Genomic DNA, 21403 nt, shown 5'->3' with positions numbered 1-21403 from the left:
TTTAGTGTTCGAATCTTTTACTCCGGAAACTGGTAAAAATTGTTATAACGATGACGATCAGGATCACGGCAAACAGCGTGCCGGATACGGGCCGGTTGATCAGATCGTACACGGTTTTGATCTGTCCCGCGCCTGCGGTCAGCTTTTCGATCATGATGGATCCCAGCACCAAGCCAAGAACAATCGGCACCAAAGGCCAGTCGATGCGCCGCAGGACATAGCCGAGAAAGCCGAAACCGGCGGCGAACATGCAATCCGTAATGGCGTTGCGGATCGAAAAGACTCCGACAAAGGACAGGATCAGGATGAACGCACCCAGCAGGCGGTTGGGCACATAGATGATGCGCGCAATCAAGCGGGTCGAGGCAAGCAAGGTCAGCACCACCAGCACGTTGATGATCAGCAGCGCGATGAACAGCGAGAACAGGAAATCGGGATTGTTCTCGAAAATATCCGGCCCTGGTTTGATGCCCGCATCGAAAAAGACGACCATCATCATCGCCGTCAGCGCCTCCCCCGGAACGCCGAGGGCCAGAAGCGGCACCATGGCGGCGGCAGGCACGGCGTTATTGGACGCCTCTGACGCGATCAACCCGTCCGGTGCGCCGCGCCCGAAGGCCTCGGGCGATTTGGACATGCCCCGCGCGGTGGAATAGCTGAAGAATTGCGCGACGAACTCGCCCACGCCCGGAATGATGCCCATGATGGTGCCGTACCCCGCGCTGATCAGCGCCACGGGTTTGAACCGCCCCAACTCGGCAAAGCCGCCTAGCAAGCCGCCCTTCAACCGCGCCTCGGGCGGGTCGGAATCCTTGCCCGTCAGCAGGAACAGCGCTTGGGAAATCGCAAAAATTCCGACGATCACAACGATCAGGTTGAACCCTGCAAACAGGTAGTCGATGTCGAACGTGTAACGGTCGATCTGCCGCGTGGTCTGCCGCCCGACCAACGAGATCAGGAAACCCAGCCCGAACAGCAGCGCGGCAATACCCATCGTCTTGCGATGCGCCGCGATCAGCAACACCGCCCCTAATGCAGCGGCCATAAAGATATCGCGCTGCCCGAACAGCGCACCCAGATCGCGCAGATACGGGCCGAACAGCATCAGCGCCGACAGTCCCAGCAGGATCGAAAAGCACCCCCCGAAAAACGACGCGGCATAGGCGAGTGACAAGGCGCGCGCCGCCTCGCCCCGCCGCGTCATGGCATAGCCGTCATAGGTGGTCAGCGCATTGACCGGCGTGCCGGGCGTATTGATTAGGATCGCGGGGATCGCACCGCCGTACATGGACGACCCGTACACCCCAAGCAGCAGCACAAGGCTGACCAGATCGTCCAGAAACACCGTGGCAGGCAGCAGGATCGCAATGGCAATCGCAGGTCCGATCCCGGGGACGGCCCCAATCACCAGCCCGCCGACCGACCCGATCAGGATCGCGACAAGGACAGGCCAGCTTGCAAGATTATCCAGACCTGTCCAAAGCGCCTCCATCTAGAACCACACCTTCATGAAGGTTTCGGCCCGTTGCGGCAGTTGATCATATAGCCAGATGTTGATCGGGGTGCGTATCTGCAAACCTGTGCGAAACACCAGCACGATGGCAAAGCTGGCGGCGAAACAAATTCCCATCCAGCGCCCCCCGCGATAGCCCAGCCGCCACGGCAGCGCCGTGCCCAACAGCAGTGTCGACATTAGATAGCCTAGCACCGGCACCAGCGCGGTATAGGCGATGAACCACACGATGAACTCAAGCCCGCGCAGCCATTGCGTCGCTTCATATGTCATGTCGGTGGGCAGCTTGAACCGCTTGCGCCACGCCTGTGCGCGCAAGGCGCCGATCAGGTTCCAAACCGCCGCAGGCACAAGGATCGCCAGACACAATAGCGGTGCCACCCAGCCCTGTTTCAAGATGCGGCCCAGCCGCGCGGTGCGCCCTTCTGGGTCGGTCACGCCGAACTGGTCCATCCAGTACCGCGCCATATTCGCGGGCAGCTTGCGGTCCTCCCACCCTGTCTGGGTGAAAAAGAAGCCAAGGAAGAACAACGCCACCGCAAGCATGAACAGCGAAAAGGCGAGATCGCCGCGCCCGCGGCGGAAATTGTTCACGTCCTCGATATTGACCCGCGGTGTGGGCGGACAGGCGCTCGCGAAACGGCGGCTCGAAGTGCCAGATCGCAGCGTTGCCGGCCGCGCGGCGCTGGTCAACGCCGAGGACGAGGCGCGGGTTTTCACGTGGCCGCCAACGCCTTTAACCCTGTCTCGGTCGCGGAAAGGATTTTATGGATGTGCGAGGCGTCCACGATCAGAGGCGGCGACAGGATCACATTGTTGCCGGACACGCGCACCATCACACCATCCTCATAGGCGGCCTTCTGGAAGGTCAGCGGCGCGTCCTTGGACACGGGTTTCTTGGTGGCGCGGTCACTGACCAGTTCAATCGCCGCCATCAGCCCCTCGCCACGCACATCACCGATCACGTCATAGCGGGTGGCAAGCTCTTGCAGCCCCGCCTTCAACTCTGCGCCGCGCGGTCCGGCGTTTTCCCATGGCTTGATACGTTGGGTTTCTTCCATCGCGGCGACAGCAGCAGCCGCGCCCACAGGGTGGCCGGAATAGGTATAGCCCATGTCGACGGACCCCGCGCCGGTGCGGTCCTCTTCAAACGTGGCGACCATGTGATCCGCGATCATCACTGCGCCGAACGGGAAATAACCGTTGGTGATCGCCTTGGCGGTGCAGGTCAGGTCAGGCTTTACCCCCCAGTGTTGCGAACCGGTGGGCGATCCCAGCCGGCCAAAGGCAGTAATCACCTCATCCGCGATCAACAACACACCGTGGCGGTCGCAAATCTCGCGGACCATCGGCATAAAGCTTGGATGCGGCGGGATAACACCCCCCGCGCCCAACACAGGCTCCATCACAAAGGCGGCGACTGTGTTGGCCCCTTGGAACTGGATTTCGCGCTCAAGCATCGCGGCTGAAAGTTTCGCCAACTCCTCGGCGCTGTCGGTGCCAAAAACGTTGCGGTACAGATACGGGCCAGGAATGTGATAGCAGCCGGGCAATAGCGGCTCGTAAGCGTTGCGGAACTTGGCGTTGCCGTTCACCGATGCGCCGCCAAAGTGGTTCCCGTGATATCCTTTTTCGAGGCTGATGAACTTCGTCCGCGTCCCCTCTCCGCGAATGCGGTGGTACTGGCGCGCGAATTTCAGGGCGACCTCGATACTGTCGGACCCGCCCGACGTATAAAAGCTGCGCGACATGCCGTCCGGCGCAAAGAAGTCGGCCAGCAGATAGGCAAGCTCGACCGCCTTGTCGTTGGTCGAGCCACGGAAGGTCGAATAGTAGGGCAGCGCGTCCAGTTGCGATGCGATCGCGGCCTTTACCGGTGCGCAGGAATAGCCGAGGTTCACGTTCCACAGACCACCCACCGCGTCGATGCTGCGATGCCCGTCCAGATCGGTGATATAGACCCCTTCGCCGCCCGTCAGCATAACCGGCGGGTTGGCCATGCTGTCCGCCGGATGCGCCATCGGATGCCAGAACTGGCGCGCATTGTGTTCTTTGAGGAAGTTGTCGTCTTTCATGACACGGCCCTTTCGCGGCTCGGGGTCCAGATTTCTTGTACGTCGGGCGGCACCGAGCCCCCCATGGCTTCGCAAATGTCGCGCCCTTTGGACATCAACAGGCGGGCAAGGCGGGCTTCGGCCTCTTTGCCGCCGCGCCCTGTTGGAAAGGCGATGGCGCAGGTGGCGAATACGGCCCGCGACGCGTTGAACAACGGAATGGCCACCGACGACACACCAAGGCGCAGCGCATCGCGGTTGCGCGCATATCCATGGCGCAAAACGGTTTTCAATTCGTGAAGGACCGCCTCGCGGTCCGGCGCAGGCGCCCCGCGCACCCATGTGCGTCCGTCGTTCAGCGCATGATCCACCAGCCCCTGCTGCGCATAAGCAAGGAAAGCCTTGCCCGAGGACGTCGCCAGCAAAGGCGGTAACCCGAAGGGATCGAAGCTGACCCGCACGGGGTGCGAATGGTTTTCGGAATGATACACATCGACCAAATCGAAACCCTGCACGCGGCTGACATGCACCAACTCGCCCGCCTCGGCGCTAATCGCGTCGATCAGGGCGCGCAGCATTTCGACCTCGGGCACCGTGCGGGCACGCATTCCGGCAAGACGGGTCAGCGACGCACCAAGGAAATAGGCGCGCGTGTCGGGGTCTTGCTCAAGAAAACCGGCCTGCTGCAACGCGACCATGTGGCGGTGCACCGTGGCTTTGTCGCGCCCCGTCAGCCGCTGCACGTCCGACAACCCGAGACGCGGCTGCGCTTCGGTGAACAGGTCGAGAAGGCCAAGGGCTTTTGCGATGGTAGACATGTCACAAATCTAGCCGCAGCTTGCACCATCTTGCAATTCATTTTTGCATCCACCGGTTCATATAATGAACCAGCCTGTTTGAGCAAACCCTGAATACTCACCAGCTCCCCGCTCAACGGCACAAACAAAAACAGCCGCGCAGGTCGGCGCGGCTGTCATAGTGTTGATTATATTGGAAAGGTTCGCGTCACGGTGCTGGTCGCCCTCAGGCCGCGCCCTGCGTCAGGTAATGCGCACAGCCATGCAAGGCGGAGGCATCATCGTTCAACAAATATGTCGGAATCTGCGCCAGACGCCCGTCAAACCCCGCCTCTTGCAGCAAGGGCGCGAGCGCCAGATCGCGTGTCGCACCGCTTAGCAATGTGCGCGCAAGGCTGCCGTTGAAGTAGATTCCGCCCTCGGGCAGGTACAAATACGCAACCTCGCGCACCAACGCACCCAAGGCGCGGGCGGCGATTTGCAATGTCTCGATACCGCCCTCTGCGGCCTCGACATGTTCGGGGTCACAGCCATGGCCGGTGCGCGCGCGGTGCAACTTGGCCAGTCCCTTGCCGGACAGCAGATGTTCCACCGTATCAAAGATGTCGTCATCGCCTGCCGCCTCGGCCACGATCGCCTCGACCGAATGGGGCAGACGGGCATGGCCCATCTCTGCCGAAAAGACGACGCCAGAGGGGCGGTGGGTCAGCGCGGCATTGAACCCCGTGCCAAGGCCCACAACCACGGCCTGCGGTTCCTGCGGGGCTGGCGTGCCGCTCAGGTGGGTCAGCGAGTCGCCCTCAAGCACACAGATCGCGTGGCCCAAGGCCTCAAGATCGTTCAGCAGAAAGACCTCTTGCAGCGACAGTTCCGCGGCCAAAGCCTGCGCGTCGAAATGCCAGTTACGGTTGGTCAACCGCCCCTCGCCTTTGCCCACCGGCCCTGCAATCGCGATGGCGGCGGTGGTCAGTCCCGGATGCTCTGCCACATAGCTCGCCGCCAATGCGCCAAAGCTGTCGTAATTGTCGTTGCGAAACCGGCGCACGGTATCTGCCCGCACGCCCGTCGCGTCGGCCACGGCAAGACGACAGTTCGTCCCCCCGACATCCGCCACCAAGTGCAGCGTCGTGGCCGACCCTTCACGCATTCTGGCTTTCCCCGGGCTTTTTACCCATAATGATCATCGACAACACATCGTCCTCTGTCACGTCTTCGACCCGCTCGGTTCCGATCAACTGACCGTTTTTCATCACCGACACGCGGTCGCACAAATCCATCATCTCGCGCGTATCGTGCGAAATCAGGAAAATGCCAAGACCCTGTGCCTTCAATTCCTTGATCAGGTCCGCAACCATGGCCGTTTCATGCACACCAAGGGCCGCAGTCGGTTCGTCCATGATTAAAATGCGGGCGTTGAAGTACACCGCGCGCGCAATGGCGACGGACTGGCGTTGGCCACCCGACAGCGACCGCACCGGTTCAGAGAAGCGTTGGAAGTTGGGGTTCAGCCGCGCCATGATCTTGCGGCTCTCGGCCTCCATCTTCGTGTCGTCCACCAGCCCGAAGCGGGTTGTGATTTCGCGACCCAAGAACAGGTTCGACGCCGCATCCAGATTGTCCGACAGCGCGAGCGTCTGGTAGATCGTTTCGATGTTCAGATCGCGGGCGTCGCGGGGGTTGTTGATCTCGACCTTTTTGCCGTCGACGTAAATCTCGCCACTGTCGCGGGTATAGGCACCGGCAAGGATCTTGATCAGCGTGGATTTGCCTGCACCGTTGTGACCCAACAGGCCGACAACCTCGCCCGGCATCACGTCGATGGACACATCGTCGACCGCCTTGATCCCGCCAAAGTGGATCGAGATGTTGCGCATTTCTAGAAGTGGGGTGCTCATCAGCTGTCTCCCGTTCTGCGACGATAAAGAATGTCGATCCAGACAGCGAGGATAAGCACGCCCCCCACGATCATGTTTTGCAGCGGTGAATCCACACCGACCATGCCCATGCCCGACACAAGCGCCTGCATGATAAAGGCGCCGAGGATCGCGCCATAGATGGTGCCGACGCCACCCGCCAGCGCGGTGCCCCCGATCACGGCGGCAGCGATCACGCGCAATTCGTCCAGTTCCCCCAGCGAACTGCCGGCCGACCCCAGACGGGCCGAGGCGATGACACCCGCAATGGCCGTCAACGCACCCATCAGGGCAAAGACCTTGACCGTCAGGAGGCGCGTGTTGATGCCCGACAGTTCCGCCGCATCAGGGTTGCCCCCCATCGCAAAGATGTAGCGCCCAAAGCGGGTCTTTTTGGCGACAACCGTCATCACGATGGCCACGGCCAGAACGATCAGCACCGAAATGGGAAAGCCGTATGCCTCGGTATAGCCTTCGGGCATTTCCAGCCCTTCGGCGGCAAACCGGCGTTGCAGGATCCGCGATGGCACCAGATAGGCGTTCATGATCGCCGTCACGCCACAGATCGCGCCCACAAGGATCGCGCCCAGTGCGTATTCCGCCCAAAGCGGCTTGACCGCGAAGTTGTGGCTGATGTGCTGGCGACGGGTGTTGATCAACAACAGGACGGTCACAACCGACCCGACCAACGCCAGCAACCAGCTGGCCGTGACCCCGATGGTGCCCGTGGCACCGCCCAGCATCACGAATGTCGGATCAAGCGGCGAGATCGTCGTGCCCTTGGACACCCACCACGCGCCACCGCGCCAGATCAGAAGTCCACCCAGCGTCACAATAAAGGAAGGGATCGCGAGATAACCGATCAACCAGCCCTGAAAGGCCCCGATGGCCGCACCGATGAAGATGCCCAACGCGACCGTCAGTACCCAGATCAGGGGACTGCCGAAACCGACGATATCTGGCAGCATCTGCGCCTGAAAGACGCCCATGATCATGCCGACCATGCCCAGAAGCGACCCGATCGACAGGTCGATATTGCGCGTCACAATGACGAACACCATCCCCGTCGCCATAACGGCCACGGACGCGGTCTGTAGCGTCAGGGTGAACAGGTTGCGCGGGGTCAGGAACGTGCCGCCCGTCGCAAGGTGAAAGACAAATGCGATCAGGAAGAAGGCACCGACCATGCCCAACAACCGTGTATCTATCTGAAGTGTTTTTACTAGTTTCCCAAGTCCGCCGGACATTGGCTCCCCCTCCCTGCTCGGACCTTTTTTTGACAGGTCGCGATACATGATGTCCCACCCGCGCAGGGCGGATGGGACTGATAGTTCAGACGCTGCTTATTCGCAGACAGCCAGACCGCTCACGCCCTGACACAGGACGTCTTTTTCGATCCAGCCTGCATCCAGAACGAGGTTCAGGTTGTCTTGCGTTACTGGCAGGGGGGCCAGCAGCATGGAGTTCACTTCGACACCACCGGGGGATGTGAATGTGGCAGAGCCTTCAATCGCATCCATGGCTGTTCCATTGGCCAGAGCAACGGCGATCTCGCCCGCGTTGCGGCCCAGTTCACGGCTGTCTTTCCAGACCGAAACGGTCTGCGTGCCTTGGGCAACACGGTTCAGTGCCGCGTGGTCGCCATCCTGACCCGAGACAGGGATACCGTCCATGCCTTGCGCCGCCAGAGCCGCGACAACACCGCCAGCCATGCCGTCGTTGGAAGAGATTACCGCGTCGACCTCGTTATTGGTCTGGGTCAGGATCTGCTCCATGTTGCGCTGTGCGTTCGCAGGCTGCCAGCCATCTGTATAGGTCTCGCCAACGATGGTGATGTCACCCGCGTCGATGGCCGCTTGCAGCACTTCTTGCTGACCGCCACGCAGGAAGTCGGAGTTCGGATCGGTGGGCGAACCCTTGATCATCACGTAGTTACCGGTTGGCTGCTTGTCGAACACGGCCTGCGCCTGCATCCGGCCCACTTCGACGTTGTCGAATGTCAGGTAGAAGGCGCGCGGATCTTCGATCAGGCGGTCATAGCCGATGACCGGAATGCCAGCCGCTTCGGCAGCATCAAGGGCGGGGCCGATGGCGCTGCCGTCCTGTGCCAGAATGATCAGTGCGTCGACGCCTTGTGTGATCAGGCTTTCGACATCGGCAAGCTGTTTGGTGGCCGAAGATTGCGCGTCGGCCGACAGATATGTCGCGCCAGCGGCGTCCAGCGCGTCAACAATGGCCGCTTCATCTGTTTTCCAGCGCTCTTCCTGAAAGTCGGACCAGCTTACGCCAACGGTCTTGGCATGGCCGTCCGCAAAGGCGGCTGTGGTCAACATTGTAGATGCCGCAAGCGCGGCAAGAATCGTGCGTCGTTTCATGTGGTGTCCTCCCAAAGACTGTTCCCGATCGTCATGGTTCGCGATCAGGTATTTCATTGTTAGCGGCTTAAATTCGAAATGCAAATTAAATTGGACAGCCCGTGAAAAAAGCGCCATCATCATCGCCATAACCCGCGCCACATACCCGTTTACCAGTTAGAAATAGGACGTCTTTTCATGGCCTTCGGACATCACAAAGCCGAAAGCAGGCGGTTGTTGCTGAAAGAGATTTCGCAGCGCGGCCCCCTGCCCCGCATCGATCTGGCAGAGCGCACGGGAATCAGTCGCGCCACCGTTACCTCGGTCACGGCGGACCTGTTGCGCGGCGGTCTGATCGAGGAAGTACCGCGTGATGCCAAGGCAGACGAGACCGCGCGCGGACGCCCCCGCGTCGACCTCAAGATCGCGGGCGACGCGCATCTGATCGCGGGTCTGAAAGTTTCCGATACGGCGGTGACGCTGGTGCTCATGGATTTCGAAGGCCACGATGTTGCGGAATTCGAACACCCCATCACCCGCGAGGGTAAAAGCCCCGAAGCACTGGCAGAAGAGATCGCAACCGGCATGGCGGGGCTGTGTGATATGGCGGGCTGCGAGATCACCGACATCTCCGCCTTGGGCGTCGGGCTGGCCGGTGTGGTCGATGCGGGCAACGGTCTGGTCTACTGGTCGCCGTCCCTGAATCAGCGCAACGTGCCGTTCGGGCAGGTGCTGCGCGACCGTCTGGGCATCAACGCCTATGTAGACAATGACGCAAACCTCGTGGCGCTAGCGGAACTGACCTTTGGCATCGGCAAGGACTGTTCGGATTTCATCGCCATCACCATTGAAAGTGGCGTTGGCATGGGCATCGTGCTGGGCGGGCAGCTTTATCGTGGCACGCGCGGCTGCGGTGCGGAGTTCGGCCATACCAAGGTGCAACTTGATGGCGCGCTATGCCGATGCGGGCAAAGGGGATGTCTTGAGGCCTATGTCGCCGACTATGCCCTGCTGCGCGAGGCCAACAGCGTCAGCACCCTCGCCGCCGCTGGCGATGCGGCCCACACAGTGACGAGCGTGCTGAACGCCGCCAGAAACGGCGACCCGACTGCGCGCACTGTGGTGGACCGCGCCAGCAAGATGTTTGCCATGGGCCTCGCCAATATCGTCAACATATTCGACCCCGAAGTGATCATTCTGGCGGGCGTGCAGATGGAATGCGACCACCTTTATGCCGACGCGGTGATCGAAGAGATGCGCAAAAGCATCGTGGATGTCGACAAGGCACCACCGGATGTGGCCGTGCATAAATGGGACACGGCGATGTGGGCGCGCGGCGCGGCGGCCTATGCGCTGGAATTCGTGCAACACACCGCGGTCGAGGAACTTGCCGATGCTTAGACCCGCCGCACTTGCCCTAGTGATCCTCGGTGCGCCTGCCTTTGCCGAAGCACCGAAATTCCGCCCTGTGAGCATGCCTGCACACGTATATGATGGCGGCTGGGAGCATTTTGTCGGGGGCGGTCTTGCGGTGTTTGATTGCAATGGCGACGCCCGCCCCGATCTGGTGGCGGCAGGGGGATCGAACCCGCCTGTCTTGCTGCGCAACACGTCCACACAAGGCGGCGATGTGACATTCGAAGTAGCCACGCCAGAGGCGCTGGAACTGAGCGCGACCGTCGGAGCCTATCCGTTGGATTTCAACAATGACGCGATCATGGATCTGGTCGTACTGCGCGTCGGGCCAGATGTGCTGCTGCAAGGTACCGGCGATTGCGGTTTCACCGCCGCGCCCTTCGACTTTGACGATCACTGGTCCACTGCCTTTTCCGCCGCATGGGAAAAGGGCCAAACCCGCCCGACCCTCGCCTATGGCCACTATGTTGACCGCGCCGACCCCGATGGCCCGTTCGAGGCCTGCGATGACAACCATCTGTGGCGTCCCGAGGGTGAAGGATATGCACAGACCACCCTCAGCCCCGGACATTGCGCGCTGTCGATCCTGTTCAGCGACTGGGCCCGCAGCGGGCGCGCCGATCTGCGCGTGTCCAACGACCGCCACTATTACGTGCGCGACGGGCAGGAACAGCTTTGGGCGATGGAGCCCGCGCCGCGCCTGTTCACCGAGGCCGACGGCTGGCACCAGCACAAACTGTGGGGCATGGGCATCGCCGCGCGCGATCTGGACCGCGACGGGCGCGACGAAGTGTTCCTGAGTTCGATGGGCGACCAGCGGCTGATGCGCCGCGAGGGCGACGGCCCGCGTTTTCGCGACGTCCCCTTTTCCATGGGCACAACGGCGCAGCGCCCTTATCTGGGCGATGACGGGCGCCCCTCGACCGGTTGGCATATCTCGTTCGGGGATGTGGACAATGACGGGCGCGACGATGTGTTCATTGCCAAGGGCAATGTCCAGCAGATGCCCGGCAACGCGATGGAAGACCCCAACAACCTGCTGATGGCGCAGGCCGACGGCACCTATGCCGAAGCGGGCGATGTCGCGGGTGTGGCGTCGATGCATCGCGGGCGCGGGGCGGCGCTCGTGGATTTGAACGCGGATGGTCTGCTTGATCTGGCAGTGGTGAACCGCCGCGCCCCGCTTGAGGTCTGGCAGAATGTCACCGCCGATACGGGCAAATGGATCGCTGTGGACCTGCGCCAGACCGGCCCCAACACCCAAGCCGTCGGGGCGTGGATCGAGGTTGACGACGGCCAAACCGTTCAGGCCCGCGAAGTGACCGTTGGCGGTGGCCACGCCGGTGGCATCGCAGGTCCGCAGCATTTCGGACTGGGCAAAGCGGATCAGGTCCGGTTGCGCGTGCGCTGGCCGCATGACGACTGGACCCCGTGGCAGGATGCGACAGCCAACCAGATCCTGACACTCAACAACCCCTGATACGCGCCTAGCGGTCTATGGGCAGGCCACTTGGCACCGCATCCGGCACGCCAAGTGCGCCGCGCAGGCTTTGTGGATCGGTCAGCGCGTTCAGAAAGGCGATGATATCCGCCACCTGCGCGTCCGACAGGTCTTGGGGGGACAACACATTGGCAGCGGCAATCGCGTCAACCTCGGCAGGGTCGGACAGCACGCGCAAATCGTCGGTGTCCATTTCGGGCAGCAGGGCATCGCGAATGTCATAGGCCCGCAAGGACGCAACAGGATCAAGGTGATGGCGCACCACCCCTTCGAGCGTGCCATAGGCACCCGAATGACCATACGGACCAGTATGCGCCACGTTGCGCAGCGGCGGTGTGCGGAAGGCATAGGCGTCCTCGGCCCGTCCCGTCACCCGCATCCGCCCCACATCACGCGCATGGCTTTCAAACCGTGCCGCCTTACCCGGACCGATCTGCGGCATGGCAATGGCGTGGAACTGGTGATCCGTCTGGAACCGCCCCGAATGGCAGCTTGAACAGCCCGCATCGCCATAGAACAGGTCCATCCCACGCATCGCAGCATCCTCCATCCGCGTCCCGTTGCGCAGGTACAGGTCAAAGGGGCTCGCCACGCCGCGCCATTCGAAATCAAGGAAGGCCGCGATCGCATCGGAAATATCGGTAAAGCCCACGGGCTCAGGCCCGATCACCGCATCAAAGCGGCGGCGGTATTCGGGAATGCCCTCGACCCGCTTGGCCAGAATGTCCCACGCACCGCCCGCGCCGGTCAAAAGCCCCTGCCGCACGGCGCGCGACACATCGCTTTCGGCGTAATGCCCCGCCATCTCGTCAGGTGACAGAACCGGAAACATCGACTGCGCCGAAAGGGCCGAGGCAAAGCCGCTTTCCATCTCGGCCCCGAGCGGCGTGCGCAAACTCGAGGCGCGGTTGTCGTCCCTCTCAAGCCGTCCGTCATGGAAAAAGACGGTGAATTCCGTTGCCCCGAGGTTGAACAAAGGCGGCGCGTTTCGCGGAATGCGTTGTTCGGGCAGGTTGTCTGGATCGGTCACACGATCCGGCCCCAGCCCGCGCCCGCCATCGCCCAGCCCCAGCGAAACGCCATCGCCGGTGGCGTGGTTGGGATGGTGACAGGTGGCGCAAGACACGGTCTTTGATCCGGACAGGATCGGGTCGTAAAACAGCAACTGCCCAAGCGCGACCTGTTCAGATTGCACAGGGCCGAACACAGGCTCTGCATAGGGCAGGTCCTGCGCCCAAAGCGGCCCCGTTGTCAGGGCCGCCCCAAGCGCAGCGCACAGTGTTGCGATCAGGGATCTAGACGAAACGCGAAACATAGTTCTCCAACATCTCCTGACGGCCCGACCGCGGCTGCGGATCAAGGCCGTGGCCCAGAACCCGTTCCGAAATCGTGCCCAGATCGCTTTTCAGCATATCCTTGGCCTCTTTGCGATCCCAGCCGGCATAGCGTTCCTTCAGCGCGTCTTCCAAACCGCCATCTTCGATCATCGCCGCCGCCGCCTTGAGGCCGCGCGCGCAGATGTCCATGCCGCCCACATGCGCCGCGATCAGGTCTTGCGGGTCCAGCGACTGGCGACGCAGCTTGGCATCAAAGTTGGTTCCCCCCGCGCCCAGACCACCCGCCTTGAGGATGTGATAGTAACACAGCGCCACCTCGGGCACATTGTTCGGAAATTGGTCGGTGTCCCATCCAGACTGGTAATCGTTGCGGTTCATGTCGATCGACCCGAGCATTCCCTCGGACGCGGCAACTGCGATCTCGTGTTCGAACGAGTGACCCGCCAGAATGGCGTGCCCTTGCTCAAGGTTCAGCTTCACCTCGTTCTCCAGCCCGTATTTGCGCAAGAACCCGATGCAGGTAGCTGCGTCATAGTCATACTGGTGCTTGGACGGTTCCTGCGGCTTCGGCTCGACCAAGATCTGCCCCTTGAAGCCGATCTTGTGCTTGTACTCGACCACCATGTTCAGGAACGCGCCCATATGGTCCAGCTCGCGGCCCATGTCGGTGTTGAGCAGCGTCTCGTACCCTTCACGCCCGCCCCACAGGACATAGTTCTCGCCGCCCAGCTTGTGCGTCGCATCAATGCAGGATTTCACCGTCGCCGCAGCATAAGCAAAGACCTGCGGGTCGGGATTGGTCGACGCGCCCGCCATCCATCTGCGGTGCGAGAACATGTTCGCCGTGCCCCAAAGGCAGCGCACCTTGGCGCTTTCCATCTTGGACAGGAAATAATCGGTGATTTCGTCCAGCCGCGACACACTCTCGGTCAATGTCGCGCCTTCGGGGCGCACATCGGCGTCGTGCCAGCAGAAATAGGGCACGCCCAACCGCTCGAACATCTCAAAGGCGACATCGGCCTTCATCTTGGCACGCCCCATCTCGTCCTGCGGATGCCACGGGCGTTCGAATGTCGGCCCGCCGAACGGGTCGCCGCCTTCCCACGCAAAGGAATGCCAATAGGCCACGGCAAAGCGAAGATGGTCCTCCATCCGCTTGCCCATCACCTTTTCGTCGGGATTGTAGTGGCGGAAGGCCAAGGGGTTCGTGCTGTCCTTGCCTTCGAATTTGGCAGGGGCGACAGAGTCAAAAAATCCGGTGGTCATGGCATGTCTTTCAAAGTTGGATAGGCAGCCGCAAAGCCGCGGTAAGCATCGTCATAGGCCGCAACAAGATCGGCCTGTGGTTGGAACACGGCCGCCACGGGCGGCTTGGTCATCACATCACGCGGGTCAGCGCCGGTGGTGCCGCACATGGCGATCCGCGCCGCGCCAAGGGCGGCGCCAAAGGCACCCTCCTCCGCCCGCTCAAGCGGAATGCCGAAAACGGTCGCCATCAACGACGACCAGTAATCCGATCGACTGCCTCCGCCGATAATCAGCGCCGTATCCAGCGTGGCACCGGACGCTTTCAGCGCCTCGAAACTGTCCCGCAGCGCAAAGGCAACGCCGGTCATGACCGCGCGCGTCAGATCCTGCGTACCGCTGGCCACATCAAGGCCGGTAAAACTGCCACGCACCTGCGCATCGTTATGCGGCGTCCGCTCGCCCGACAGATAGGGGTAGAACCGCACCGCACTAGGAGCATCCAGCGTATCGCCCATCGCTGTCGCCAACGCCCCCGCGCTCTGGCCCGTGATCCGCGACAACCAGTTCAGACTGTCCGTCGCAGCAAGCACCACACCCATCTGGTACCAGCGTTCAGGTACCGCGTGGCAGAACGTGTGCACTGCACTTTCGGGCAAGGGCGCGCATCTATCGCGCCCCGTCAACACCACCCCAGAGGTGCCGAGCGAAACAAATCCCTGCCCCTCGCCCAAGGCACCGACACCGCAAGCGGCCACGGCATTGTCCGCCCCGCCCGCCACAACCTTGCAATCCACAGACAGCCCCAGATCACGGCGCGCGCCCTGCACGTCGCCAACAATGTCCGTGCCTTCCAGCAATTCGGGCATCTGCGCCGTGCGCATACCGCCAAGCTGCAGCAACTCGTCCGACCACGCCCGCGCCCCAACATCCAGCCACGCGGTCCCCGCCGCGTCCGACATCTCGGTCACATAGCGCCCCGTCAGCCACCACAGCACATAATCCTTCGGCAGCATCACCCGCGCCACGCGGGCAAAAATCTCCGGCTCCTGCGCGGCAACCCACGCCAGCTTTGGCGCGGTAAAGCCAGGAAATACGATATTGCCACTGATGGCGCGCGCGACCGGATCGGCATCCATCGCCGCCGCCTCGCGGTGACTGCGCGTGTCATTCCACAGGATGCAAGGGCGCAACACCGCACCATCCGCATCCACCAGAACCGCCCCATGCATATGCCCCGACAAGGACAACCCCTTGACCGCGCCGAACGCGTCGGGATGCGCCGCGCGCAACGCCGCCAGCACGTCGGCCACGGCGCGCGTCCACTGCGTGGGGTCCTGTTCGCTCCACCCCGACGCGGGGTGGCTGACGTCATAGGTGGCGTCCGCACTCCCGACAGCATGGCCATCGCCATCCATCAAAAGCGCCTTGACGCCGGATGTCCCCAGATCAAGCCCGATATACATTGCAGTCCTCCCTGCGATGCACAGTTGCGCCCTTTAATTCGAATGTCAAATTAAACTCGATCCAATCTTCTCTGTTCTAAAAAATCCCCGCCGGAGGCTCCCGCCCTTGCACAAGCGCTGCGGGACGATAATACAAGCGGCACATCCACACAGGAATTCGCCATGACCTTCGACCGCTCCCTCAAAATCGCACCATCCATCCTTGCCGCCGATTTCGCGAATTTCGGGGCCGAATGCGCCGCCGTCGAGGATCAGGGCGCGGACTGGATCCATGTCGATGTGATGGACGGCCATTTTGTGCCCAACATCACGTTCGGGCCCGCGACCTGTGCTGCGATCCGCCCGCACATCAAAGGCGTCATGGACGTGCACCTGATGATCGCGCCAGTCGATCCCTATATCGAGGCGTTTGCGGATGCGGGCGCGGATGTCCTCACCGCCCATGTCGAAGCGGGGCCACACATCCACCGCACCCTGCAAGCCATCCGTGGCGCAGGCATGAAGGCGGGTGTCGCCCTGAACCCCGGCACGCCAGCCAGCGCGGTTCAGGAACTCATGGACATGGTCGATCTGGTCTGCGTGATGACCGTGAACCCCGGTTTTGGCGGTCAGAAATTCATCGACATGACGACCAAGATCAAAGCCCTGCGCGAGATGATTGGCGACCGTCCCGTGCATATCGAAATCGACGGCGGCGTCGATCCGACCACCGCACCAATTGTGGCCAAGGCCGGGGCGGACGTGCTGGTCGCAGGCTCTGCCGTGTTCCGTGGTGGATCGGTCAGCGACCCCGCGCCTTACGGCAAAAACATCCGTGCGATCCGGGCCGCCGCCGAAGGTGTGTGGACCTGATAACCGCCCCCGCGCGGGTCAGTCGAGTTCCGCCGCAAAGGCGGCAACCAGCTTGTGCTTGAGGATCTTGCCCGTCGGTGCAGCAGGCAGGGTATCGGAGAAGACATAGCGCGCGGGCCGCTTGTAGCCCGCCAACCGCTCGGCCACGAAGGCGCGCAGATCATCGGCGCACAGCTCTGACCCTGACAGCGGCTGGACAAAGGCCAGCACCTCTTCGTCCCCGTCGACAGCGCGCCCGATCACGGCGGCCTGTACTACCTCGGGATGGTCGTTCAGCGCCGCCTCGACTTCGGGCGGGTAGACGTTGAAACCGCCGTGGATGATCAACTCTTTCGACCGGCCCAGAATGTGCAACCGCCCCTCGGCGTCGATCCGGCCCAGATCGCCGGTGCGCAACCAGCCGTTCGCATCCAGCACCTGCGCTGTCGCTTCGGGATTACGGAAATACCCTTTCATTACATGCCCCCCACGGGTCAGAACCTCGCCCGCGCCCTCACCGCCGCCCGCGACAGTGCCGTCAATCGCGATTTCCACATGCGGCAGCGGTGGTCCGACCGAGGTGTCGGGATCGCCCATCCGGTTGCGCGTCGCCGCCGCGCCCGCGCTGCTTTCGGTCAGGCCGTATCCGTTCTGGATCGCCACCCCGTAGAACGCCTCGGCCTTGCGCTTCCATGCAGGATCCAGCGGTGCCGCCCCCGACGACACGAAGCGCAGCGTGTCGGACCCCAAACGGTCCAGTCCTTGGGTCTTGGCAAAGGCCATCAGCACCGCATGCATCTGCGGCACACCGGAAAACAGGGTGATCCCGTCGCGCAGCCCCGCATAAACCGCCGCCACGTCAAAGCGCGGGATCAGACGAACTGCCGACCCCGCATGGACCGCTGCCACCACGATCGAACACAGGCCGAACACGTGGGTCATCGGCAACACGCCATAGATCAGATCGGCAGGCGTCATCTCGCGGAACACGGCAGAGGTCGCGCCGCCAAAACGCACATTGCCATGGGTCAGCATCACGCCCTTCGGATCGCCCGTGGTGCCCGTGGTATATAGGATTACCGCCACATCCGCGTCGGCACGTTCGGTCCCTGCATCCCGCGTCACGGCATCAAGTGCCCCCCACGCCCCAGACAGGGTACTTGCCCCCAAGCGTTCTCCATGAGCCCGCGCATCCGGCGACACAGCCGAGGTGAACAGCACCACACGCGGATCGGCATGGGCGATCACCTTGTCGATCTCGGGCGCGCTTTGGCGGGCATTCACGGGCACGGCAACGGCCCCGACTGTCCACGCTGCGAACAGGCCAGCCACCGCGGCGGCACAGTTTTCGGCCACCAGCATCACGCGATCCCCCGCGACAACGCCATGATCGCGCAGCGCGTGGGCAAGGCTGTCCACCGCCGTGTTCAGCGCGCCGTAGCTCCACGCGATTCCAGTCGCATCCTCAAAAGCGGGGGCATCGGGACGGGCCGCGACTTGCGCCTGCAAAAGATCGTGGACCGCTGCACCCCCTGCCATCATCCGAACTCCGGCTTGCGTTTTTCAAGGAAGGCGGCAATGCCCTCTGCCGCCTCGTCCGAACCCGAGGCGCGCGCCATCGCGTCCCGTTCTGCATCCAACTGCTCTGCCTCCGTCCGCTCATAGGCGGCAGCGACCAGTGCGCGAATTGTCCCTTGGGCATCGCGCGGTCCGGCGGCAAGTGCGTCGGCGATTACATGCGCCTCCGACACCACCAGATCGGCGGGGGCGGCAACATTGACCACACCCAAGGCCAGCAACCGGTCCGAAGGGACAGGACGGGCAAGCAGGCACATCTCCATCGCGAGCGGGCGCGGCAACATACGCGCCAGTGACGCGGTTAGCCCCGCATCCGGCACCAAGCCCGCCTTTACATAGGCGGCTGTAAACATGGCACCGGTTTCGGCCACGATAAAATCACAGGCCAGCGCCAGCGACGCCCCAGCCCCAGCCGCACCGCCTTTGACGGCGGCAATCACCGGCACCGGACAGGCCCGCAATGCGCGCACCAGATCATGCAGCGTATCAATCCCTGCGCGGCGTTCATCCTCGGCCAATGTCCGCCGCGCGATCAGCACATTCAGATCACCGCCCGCGCAGAAAAAGTCGCCTTCGGAGGTCAGGATCACCGCACGAATGCGCCGTTCCTGTGCACGCTCCATCGCCTCGGCGATAACCTCGTACAGGGCGGGCGACAGCGCGCCGCGCTTGGCGGCATTGCCGTTCCAGATGATTAGGCGGTCGCCCGCGTCTTCCAGCCGTGCGGTCATGCGCGTACCCTTTTGTAGATGCCCGTCGAGGTCGCGATCACAGTGCCATCCGCGTCCGTTAGCACGCCTTCGGCAAAGACGGTGGACCGCCCGCCGCCCGCGACGGTGCCCGTGGCGACCACCCGTCCCTCGCGCGCAGGGGCGAGGTATTGCGTGGTCATCGACAGCGTCATGAACCGCGTCTGCCCTGCGTCATCCCCCGTCAGCGACGCGGCAAAACCCATCGCATTGTCGAGCATGCAGGACATGATCCCGCCATGCAGCCCACCGTGGCGGTTGGTGTGCTGCGGCCCGATATCCAGAATGCAGCGCGCCGTGCCATCCCCGTCCGAGATATCCACCACATAGCCCAGCAGGCTTTGCGTGCCGGTTTCGTCGCGGATGATTCCGCTGTCCTCAGGCGGCAGAGAGGGCAATGAAACGCTCCAGATGGTAATCCGTATCACCGAACCTGTGGTCGGCCATGATGATCCGCTTGGCGATATGGGCGAGCTCGTATTCCTGCGTCATCGCGATGCCGCCATGCATCTGGATCGCCTCTTCGGCGATCAAACGGCCCACGCGCCCGATCAGGTTCTTGCTGGCCGACAGGTGGCGGTCGCATGCCGCGTCCTCAAGATATCCCGCGGCGTTGATGACGGCGCTGCGGGCTTGCTCCATTTCGATCAGCATGTCGGACATGCGATGCGCCAAGGCCTGAAACGTCCCGATCGGGCGGCCGAACTGCTTGCGCGTCATCAGATAGTCCTTGGTCAGCGCGGTCGCGGTTTCCATCGCGCCCAATGTTTCTGCACAAACGGCGACTAGGCCCAGACGGGTCGCAGCCTCGTAGTCCGCCAGCGTCAGGCCCAGCGGTTCGGCTGGCGTATTGTCGAGCGTCACCTCGGCCGCACGCCCACCTGCCAGCAAGGGATAGCCGCGTACATCCAGCCCACTGGCATCGCGTGCCACTAGGAACAGCGCGATCTCGTCCCCGTCCCGCGCCGACACGATCAGGTGATCCGCAGCCTCGGCATTCATTACTACGGCCTTGCGCCCTGTCAGCGCGCCACCCTCGGCCCGTGTCTGCACATGGTCGATGTCATAGCGCCCGCCAGGTTCGCCATGGGCCACGGCAAGGTGCAGCGCGCCGCCGATCAGTTCCTCGACCATGTCGGTTTTGCCTGCGGCGGCCAGCAACCGCCCGCCCAGCAAGGCGCTGTCCATCACAGGTTCGACGACCCCTGCGCGGCCCAGTTCCTCGAACACCACGGCGATGTCGAAACCCGCGCCGCCGAACCCGCCCTGATCCTCGGTGAACAGCGCGCCCAGCACGCCCAGTTCCGCCAGTTCGCCCCAGATCGTCGCGGACATGCCCGCATCGGAATCCAGAATGTCGTTGCGCACAGAGGTCGTGTATTTGTCGCGCAGATACCGGCGCAACGTGTCCTGCAACATCTGGCGTTCTTCGGTCAGTTCAAAGTTCATCGGCCTGCCTCGCTGAGTGTGACTTTGGCGATAATGCCGCGCTGGATTTCGTTCGATCCGCCAAAGATCGACAGTTTGCGGTTGTTGAAATACTGCGCTGCCACCGGCCCCGCCTGATTGGGATCGGGGATGGTGTCATTCGCGCCCTCGACCGCCTCGGACGCGAACGGCATCGCATAGGGCCCTGCCGCACGGCGGGCCAGATCGTTGATTTCCTGCCGGATGGTCGATCCTTTGACCTTCAGCATCGACGCCTCAAGCCCCGGCGCACCACCGGCTGCGGCTTGCGACACGATGCGCAGGTTCGATGTGGCCATCGCCGCCATGTCAATTTCCACCTGCGCGATGCGGGCGGCAAAATGCGGGTTCTGGATCAGCGGCTTGCCATTGTGGTTTTCGGCACGCGCCAGTCGCTTGACGGCGGCAAGGGCCGCCTGACTGGCACCGACACCGCCCAGACCCGTGCGTTCATGGGTCAGCAGATATTTGGCATAGGTCCAGCCCTTGTTTTCCTCGCCCACAAGATTTTCGACAGGCACTTTCACATCCGTGAACCAGACCTCGTTCACCTCGTGACAGCCATCCAAAAGGATGATCGGCCGCACCTCAACACCGGGGCTGTCCATATCGATCAGGAGGAAGGAAATCCCCTCCTGCTGCTTGGCATCCGGATCCGTGCGCACAAGGCAGAAAATCATGTTCGCGTGCTGGCCCAGCGTCGTCCACGTCTTTTGACCATTCACGATGTAATGGTCGCCCTCGCGCACTGCACGGGTTTTCAGCGACGCAAGATCCGACCCCGCGCCCGGCTCGGAATAGCCCTGACACCACCAGTCGCTGCCATCCAGAATGCGCGGCAGCCAATAGTCCTGCTGCTCTTTCGAGCCGAATTTTTGCAACACCGGCCCCAGCATGGACAGACCGAACGGCACGATGCGCGGCGCGTTATGGGCGGCGGCCTCGACGTCGTAAATATGGCGCTGCACCGCGCTCCACTCTGCGCCGCCAAAGGACTTGGGCCAGTTCTGCGCCAGCCAGCCGCGTGCGTTCAGAATGGAATGCCAACGCTCCATGTCATCCTTGGTCAGGTCGCGCCCCATGCGTACCTTGTCCGCAATATCGGCAGGCAGTTCTTCCTTCAGGAAGCTGCGCAACTTGTCCTGAAAGGCCAGTTCTTCGGGGGAATAGCTCAGGTCCATC

The 21403-nt window shown here is 62.5% G+C and carries 19 protein-coding genes; 3 read left to right on the top strand and 16 right to left on the bottom strand.

The genetic code is table 11. The features are described from left to right. Position 1 precedes the first annotated feature (1 nt). The 8 genes from AC6GQJ_RS12985 to xylF all read right to left on the bottom strand — a co-directional run bounded on the left by AC6GQJ_RS12985 (position 2) and on the right by xylF (position 8652). Positions 2-1492, bottom strand: coding sequence for a tripartite tricarboxylate transporter permease (locus AC6GQJ_RS12985; RefSeq protein WP_500768893.1), 1491 nt, complete (start codon positions 1490-1492; stop codon positions 2-4). After that, complete coding sequence (locus AC6GQJ_RS12980; protein ID WP_500768891.1) at positions 1493-2233, bottom strand: tripartite tricarboxylate transporter TctB family protein; 741 nt, start codon at positions 2231-2233, stop codon at positions 1493-1495. Then, positions 2230-3588, bottom strand: a complete 1359-nt coding sequence (locus tag AC6GQJ_RS12975) for an aminotransferase class III-fold pyridoxal phosphate-dependent enzyme (protein ID WP_500768889.1) — start codon at positions 3586-3588, stop codon at positions 2230-2232. Before AC6GQJ_RS12975 ends, AC6GQJ_RS12980 begins: the two co-directional genes overlap by 4 nt. Continuing rightward, positions 3585-4385 (bottom strand): IclR family transcriptional regulator, encoded by an 801-nt coding sequence (locus AC6GQJ_RS12970; protein WP_500768887.1) that lies wholly within the window; start codon positions 4383-4385, stop codon positions 3585-3587. Before AC6GQJ_RS12970 ends, AC6GQJ_RS12975 begins: the two co-directional genes overlap by 4 nt. A 205-nt stretch (positions 4386-4590) precedes the next feature. Next, positions 4591-5511 (bottom strand): glucokinase, encoded by a 921-nt coding sequence (locus AC6GQJ_RS12965; RefSeq protein WP_500768885.1) that lies wholly within the window; start codon positions 5509-5511, stop codon positions 4591-4593. Beyond that, the gene (locus tag AC6GQJ_RS12960) at positions 5504-6259 is read right to left on the bottom strand and encodes an ATP-binding cassette domain-containing protein (protein WP_500768883.1); all 756 of its coding nucleotides are present in this window, start codon (positions 6257-6259) and stop codon (positions 5504-5506) included. The genes AC6GQJ_RS12965 and AC6GQJ_RS12960 overlap by 8 nt, the downstream gene beginning before the upstream one ends. Continuing rightward, positions 6259-7524, bottom strand: coding sequence for a sugar ABC transporter permease (locus AC6GQJ_RS12955; RefSeq protein ID WP_500768881.1), 1266 nt, complete (start codon positions 7522-7524; stop codon positions 6259-6261). The genes AC6GQJ_RS12960 and AC6GQJ_RS12955 overlap by 1 nt, the downstream gene beginning before the upstream one ends. 96 nt (positions 7525-7620) lie before the next feature. Next, a complete protein-coding gene (gene xylF, locus AC6GQJ_RS12950; protein ID WP_500768878.1) occupies positions 7621-8652 on the bottom strand; it encodes a D-xylose ABC transporter substrate-binding protein in 1032 nt (343 codons plus the stop codon). A gap of 177 nt (positions 8653-8829) precedes the next feature. Between xylF and AC6GQJ_RS12945 the strand changes: the two genes are divergently transcribed. Both AC6GQJ_RS12945 and AC6GQJ_RS12940 read left to right on the top strand, forming a co-directional pair. Next, complete coding sequence (locus tag AC6GQJ_RS12945) at positions 8830-10032, top strand: ROK family transcriptional regulator (RefSeq protein WP_500768876.1); 1203 nt, start codon at positions 8830-8832, stop codon at positions 10030-10032. Further along, positions 10025-11527 carry a CRTAC1 family protein gene (locus AC6GQJ_RS12940; protein ID WP_500768874.1) on the top strand — a complete coding sequence of 501 codons (1503 nt, stop codon included), beginning with the start codon at positions 10025-10027 and terminating at the stop codon, positions 11525-11527. Before AC6GQJ_RS12945 ends, AC6GQJ_RS12940 begins: the two co-directional genes overlap by 8 nt. Positions 11528-11534: 7 nt before the next feature. Here AC6GQJ_RS12940 and AC6GQJ_RS12935 read toward each other — a convergent pair whose 3' ends face one another. The 3 genes from AC6GQJ_RS12935 to xylB are packed head-to-tail and all read right to left on the bottom strand — an operon-like array spanning position 11535 to position 15596. Then, the gene (locus tag AC6GQJ_RS12935) at positions 11535-12863 is read right to left on the bottom strand and encodes a cytochrome-c peroxidase (protein ID WP_500768872.1); all 1329 of its coding nucleotides are present in this window, start codon (positions 12861-12863) and stop codon (positions 11535-11537) included. Then, positions 12844-14151: a xylose isomerase gene (gene xylA, locus AC6GQJ_RS12930; RefSeq protein WP_500768870.1), complete on the bottom strand. Its 1308-nt coding sequence runs from the start codon at positions 14149-14151 to the stop codon at positions 12844-12846. Before xylA ends, AC6GQJ_RS12935 begins: the two co-directional genes overlap by 20 nt. Next, positions 14148-15596: a xylulokinase gene (gene xylB, locus AC6GQJ_RS12925; protein WP_500768868.1), complete on the bottom strand. Its 1449-nt coding sequence runs from the start codon at positions 15594-15596 to the stop codon at positions 14148-14150. The genes xylA and xylB overlap by 4 nt, the downstream gene beginning before the upstream one ends. 162 nt (positions 15597-15758) lie before the next feature. Between xylB and rpe the strand changes: the two genes are divergently transcribed. Continuing rightward, positions 15759-16448, top strand: a complete 690-nt coding sequence (gene rpe, locus AC6GQJ_RS12920; protein ID WP_500768866.1) for a ribulose-phosphate 3-epimerase — start codon at positions 15759-15761, stop codon at positions 16446-16448. A gap of 18 nt (positions 16449-16466) precedes the next feature. On the opposite strand, the gene AC6GQJ_RS12915 is transcribed toward rpe, so the two are convergent. From AC6GQJ_RS12915 to AC6GQJ_RS12895, 5 genes are read right to left on the bottom strand one after another with little or no spacing between them, the layout of a single operon-like run. Further along, entirely contained in the window at positions 16467-17969 is a 1503-nt protein-coding gene (locus AC6GQJ_RS12915) for a class I adenylate-forming enzyme family protein (RefSeq protein WP_500768864.1), read from the bottom strand. After that, positions 17966-18736, bottom strand: coding sequence for an oxepin-CoA hydrolase, alternative type (locus tag AC6GQJ_RS12910; protein ID WP_500768862.1), 771 nt, complete (start codon positions 18734-18736; stop codon positions 17966-17968). Before AC6GQJ_RS12910 ends, AC6GQJ_RS12915 begins: the two co-directional genes overlap by 4 nt. After that, positions 18733-19152: a PaaI family thioesterase gene (locus AC6GQJ_RS12905; RefSeq protein ID WP_500768860.1), complete on the bottom strand. Its 420-nt coding sequence runs from the start codon at positions 19150-19152 to the stop codon at positions 18733-18735. Before AC6GQJ_RS12905 ends, AC6GQJ_RS12910 begins: the two co-directional genes overlap by 4 nt. Further along, complete coding sequence (locus AC6GQJ_RS12900) at positions 19133-20203, bottom strand: acyl-CoA dehydrogenase family protein (RefSeq protein WP_500768858.1); 1071 nt, start codon at positions 20201-20203, stop codon at positions 19133-19135. The genes AC6GQJ_RS12905 and AC6GQJ_RS12900 overlap by 20 nt, the downstream gene beginning before the upstream one ends. After that, complete coding sequence (locus AC6GQJ_RS12895; RefSeq protein ID WP_500768856.1) at positions 20200-21402, bottom strand: acyl-CoA dehydrogenase family protein; 1203 nt, start codon at positions 21400-21402, stop codon at positions 20200-20202. The genes AC6GQJ_RS12900 and AC6GQJ_RS12895 overlap by 4 nt, the downstream gene beginning before the upstream one ends. Between the last annotated feature and the right edge of the window lies 1 nt (position 21403).

This window comes from Tateyamaria sp. 7Alg 36 (assembly GCF_059882455.1).
The sequence above is the reverse complement of the archived record's forward strand: the minus strand, read 5'-3'. Positions and strand labels throughout refer to the sequence as shown.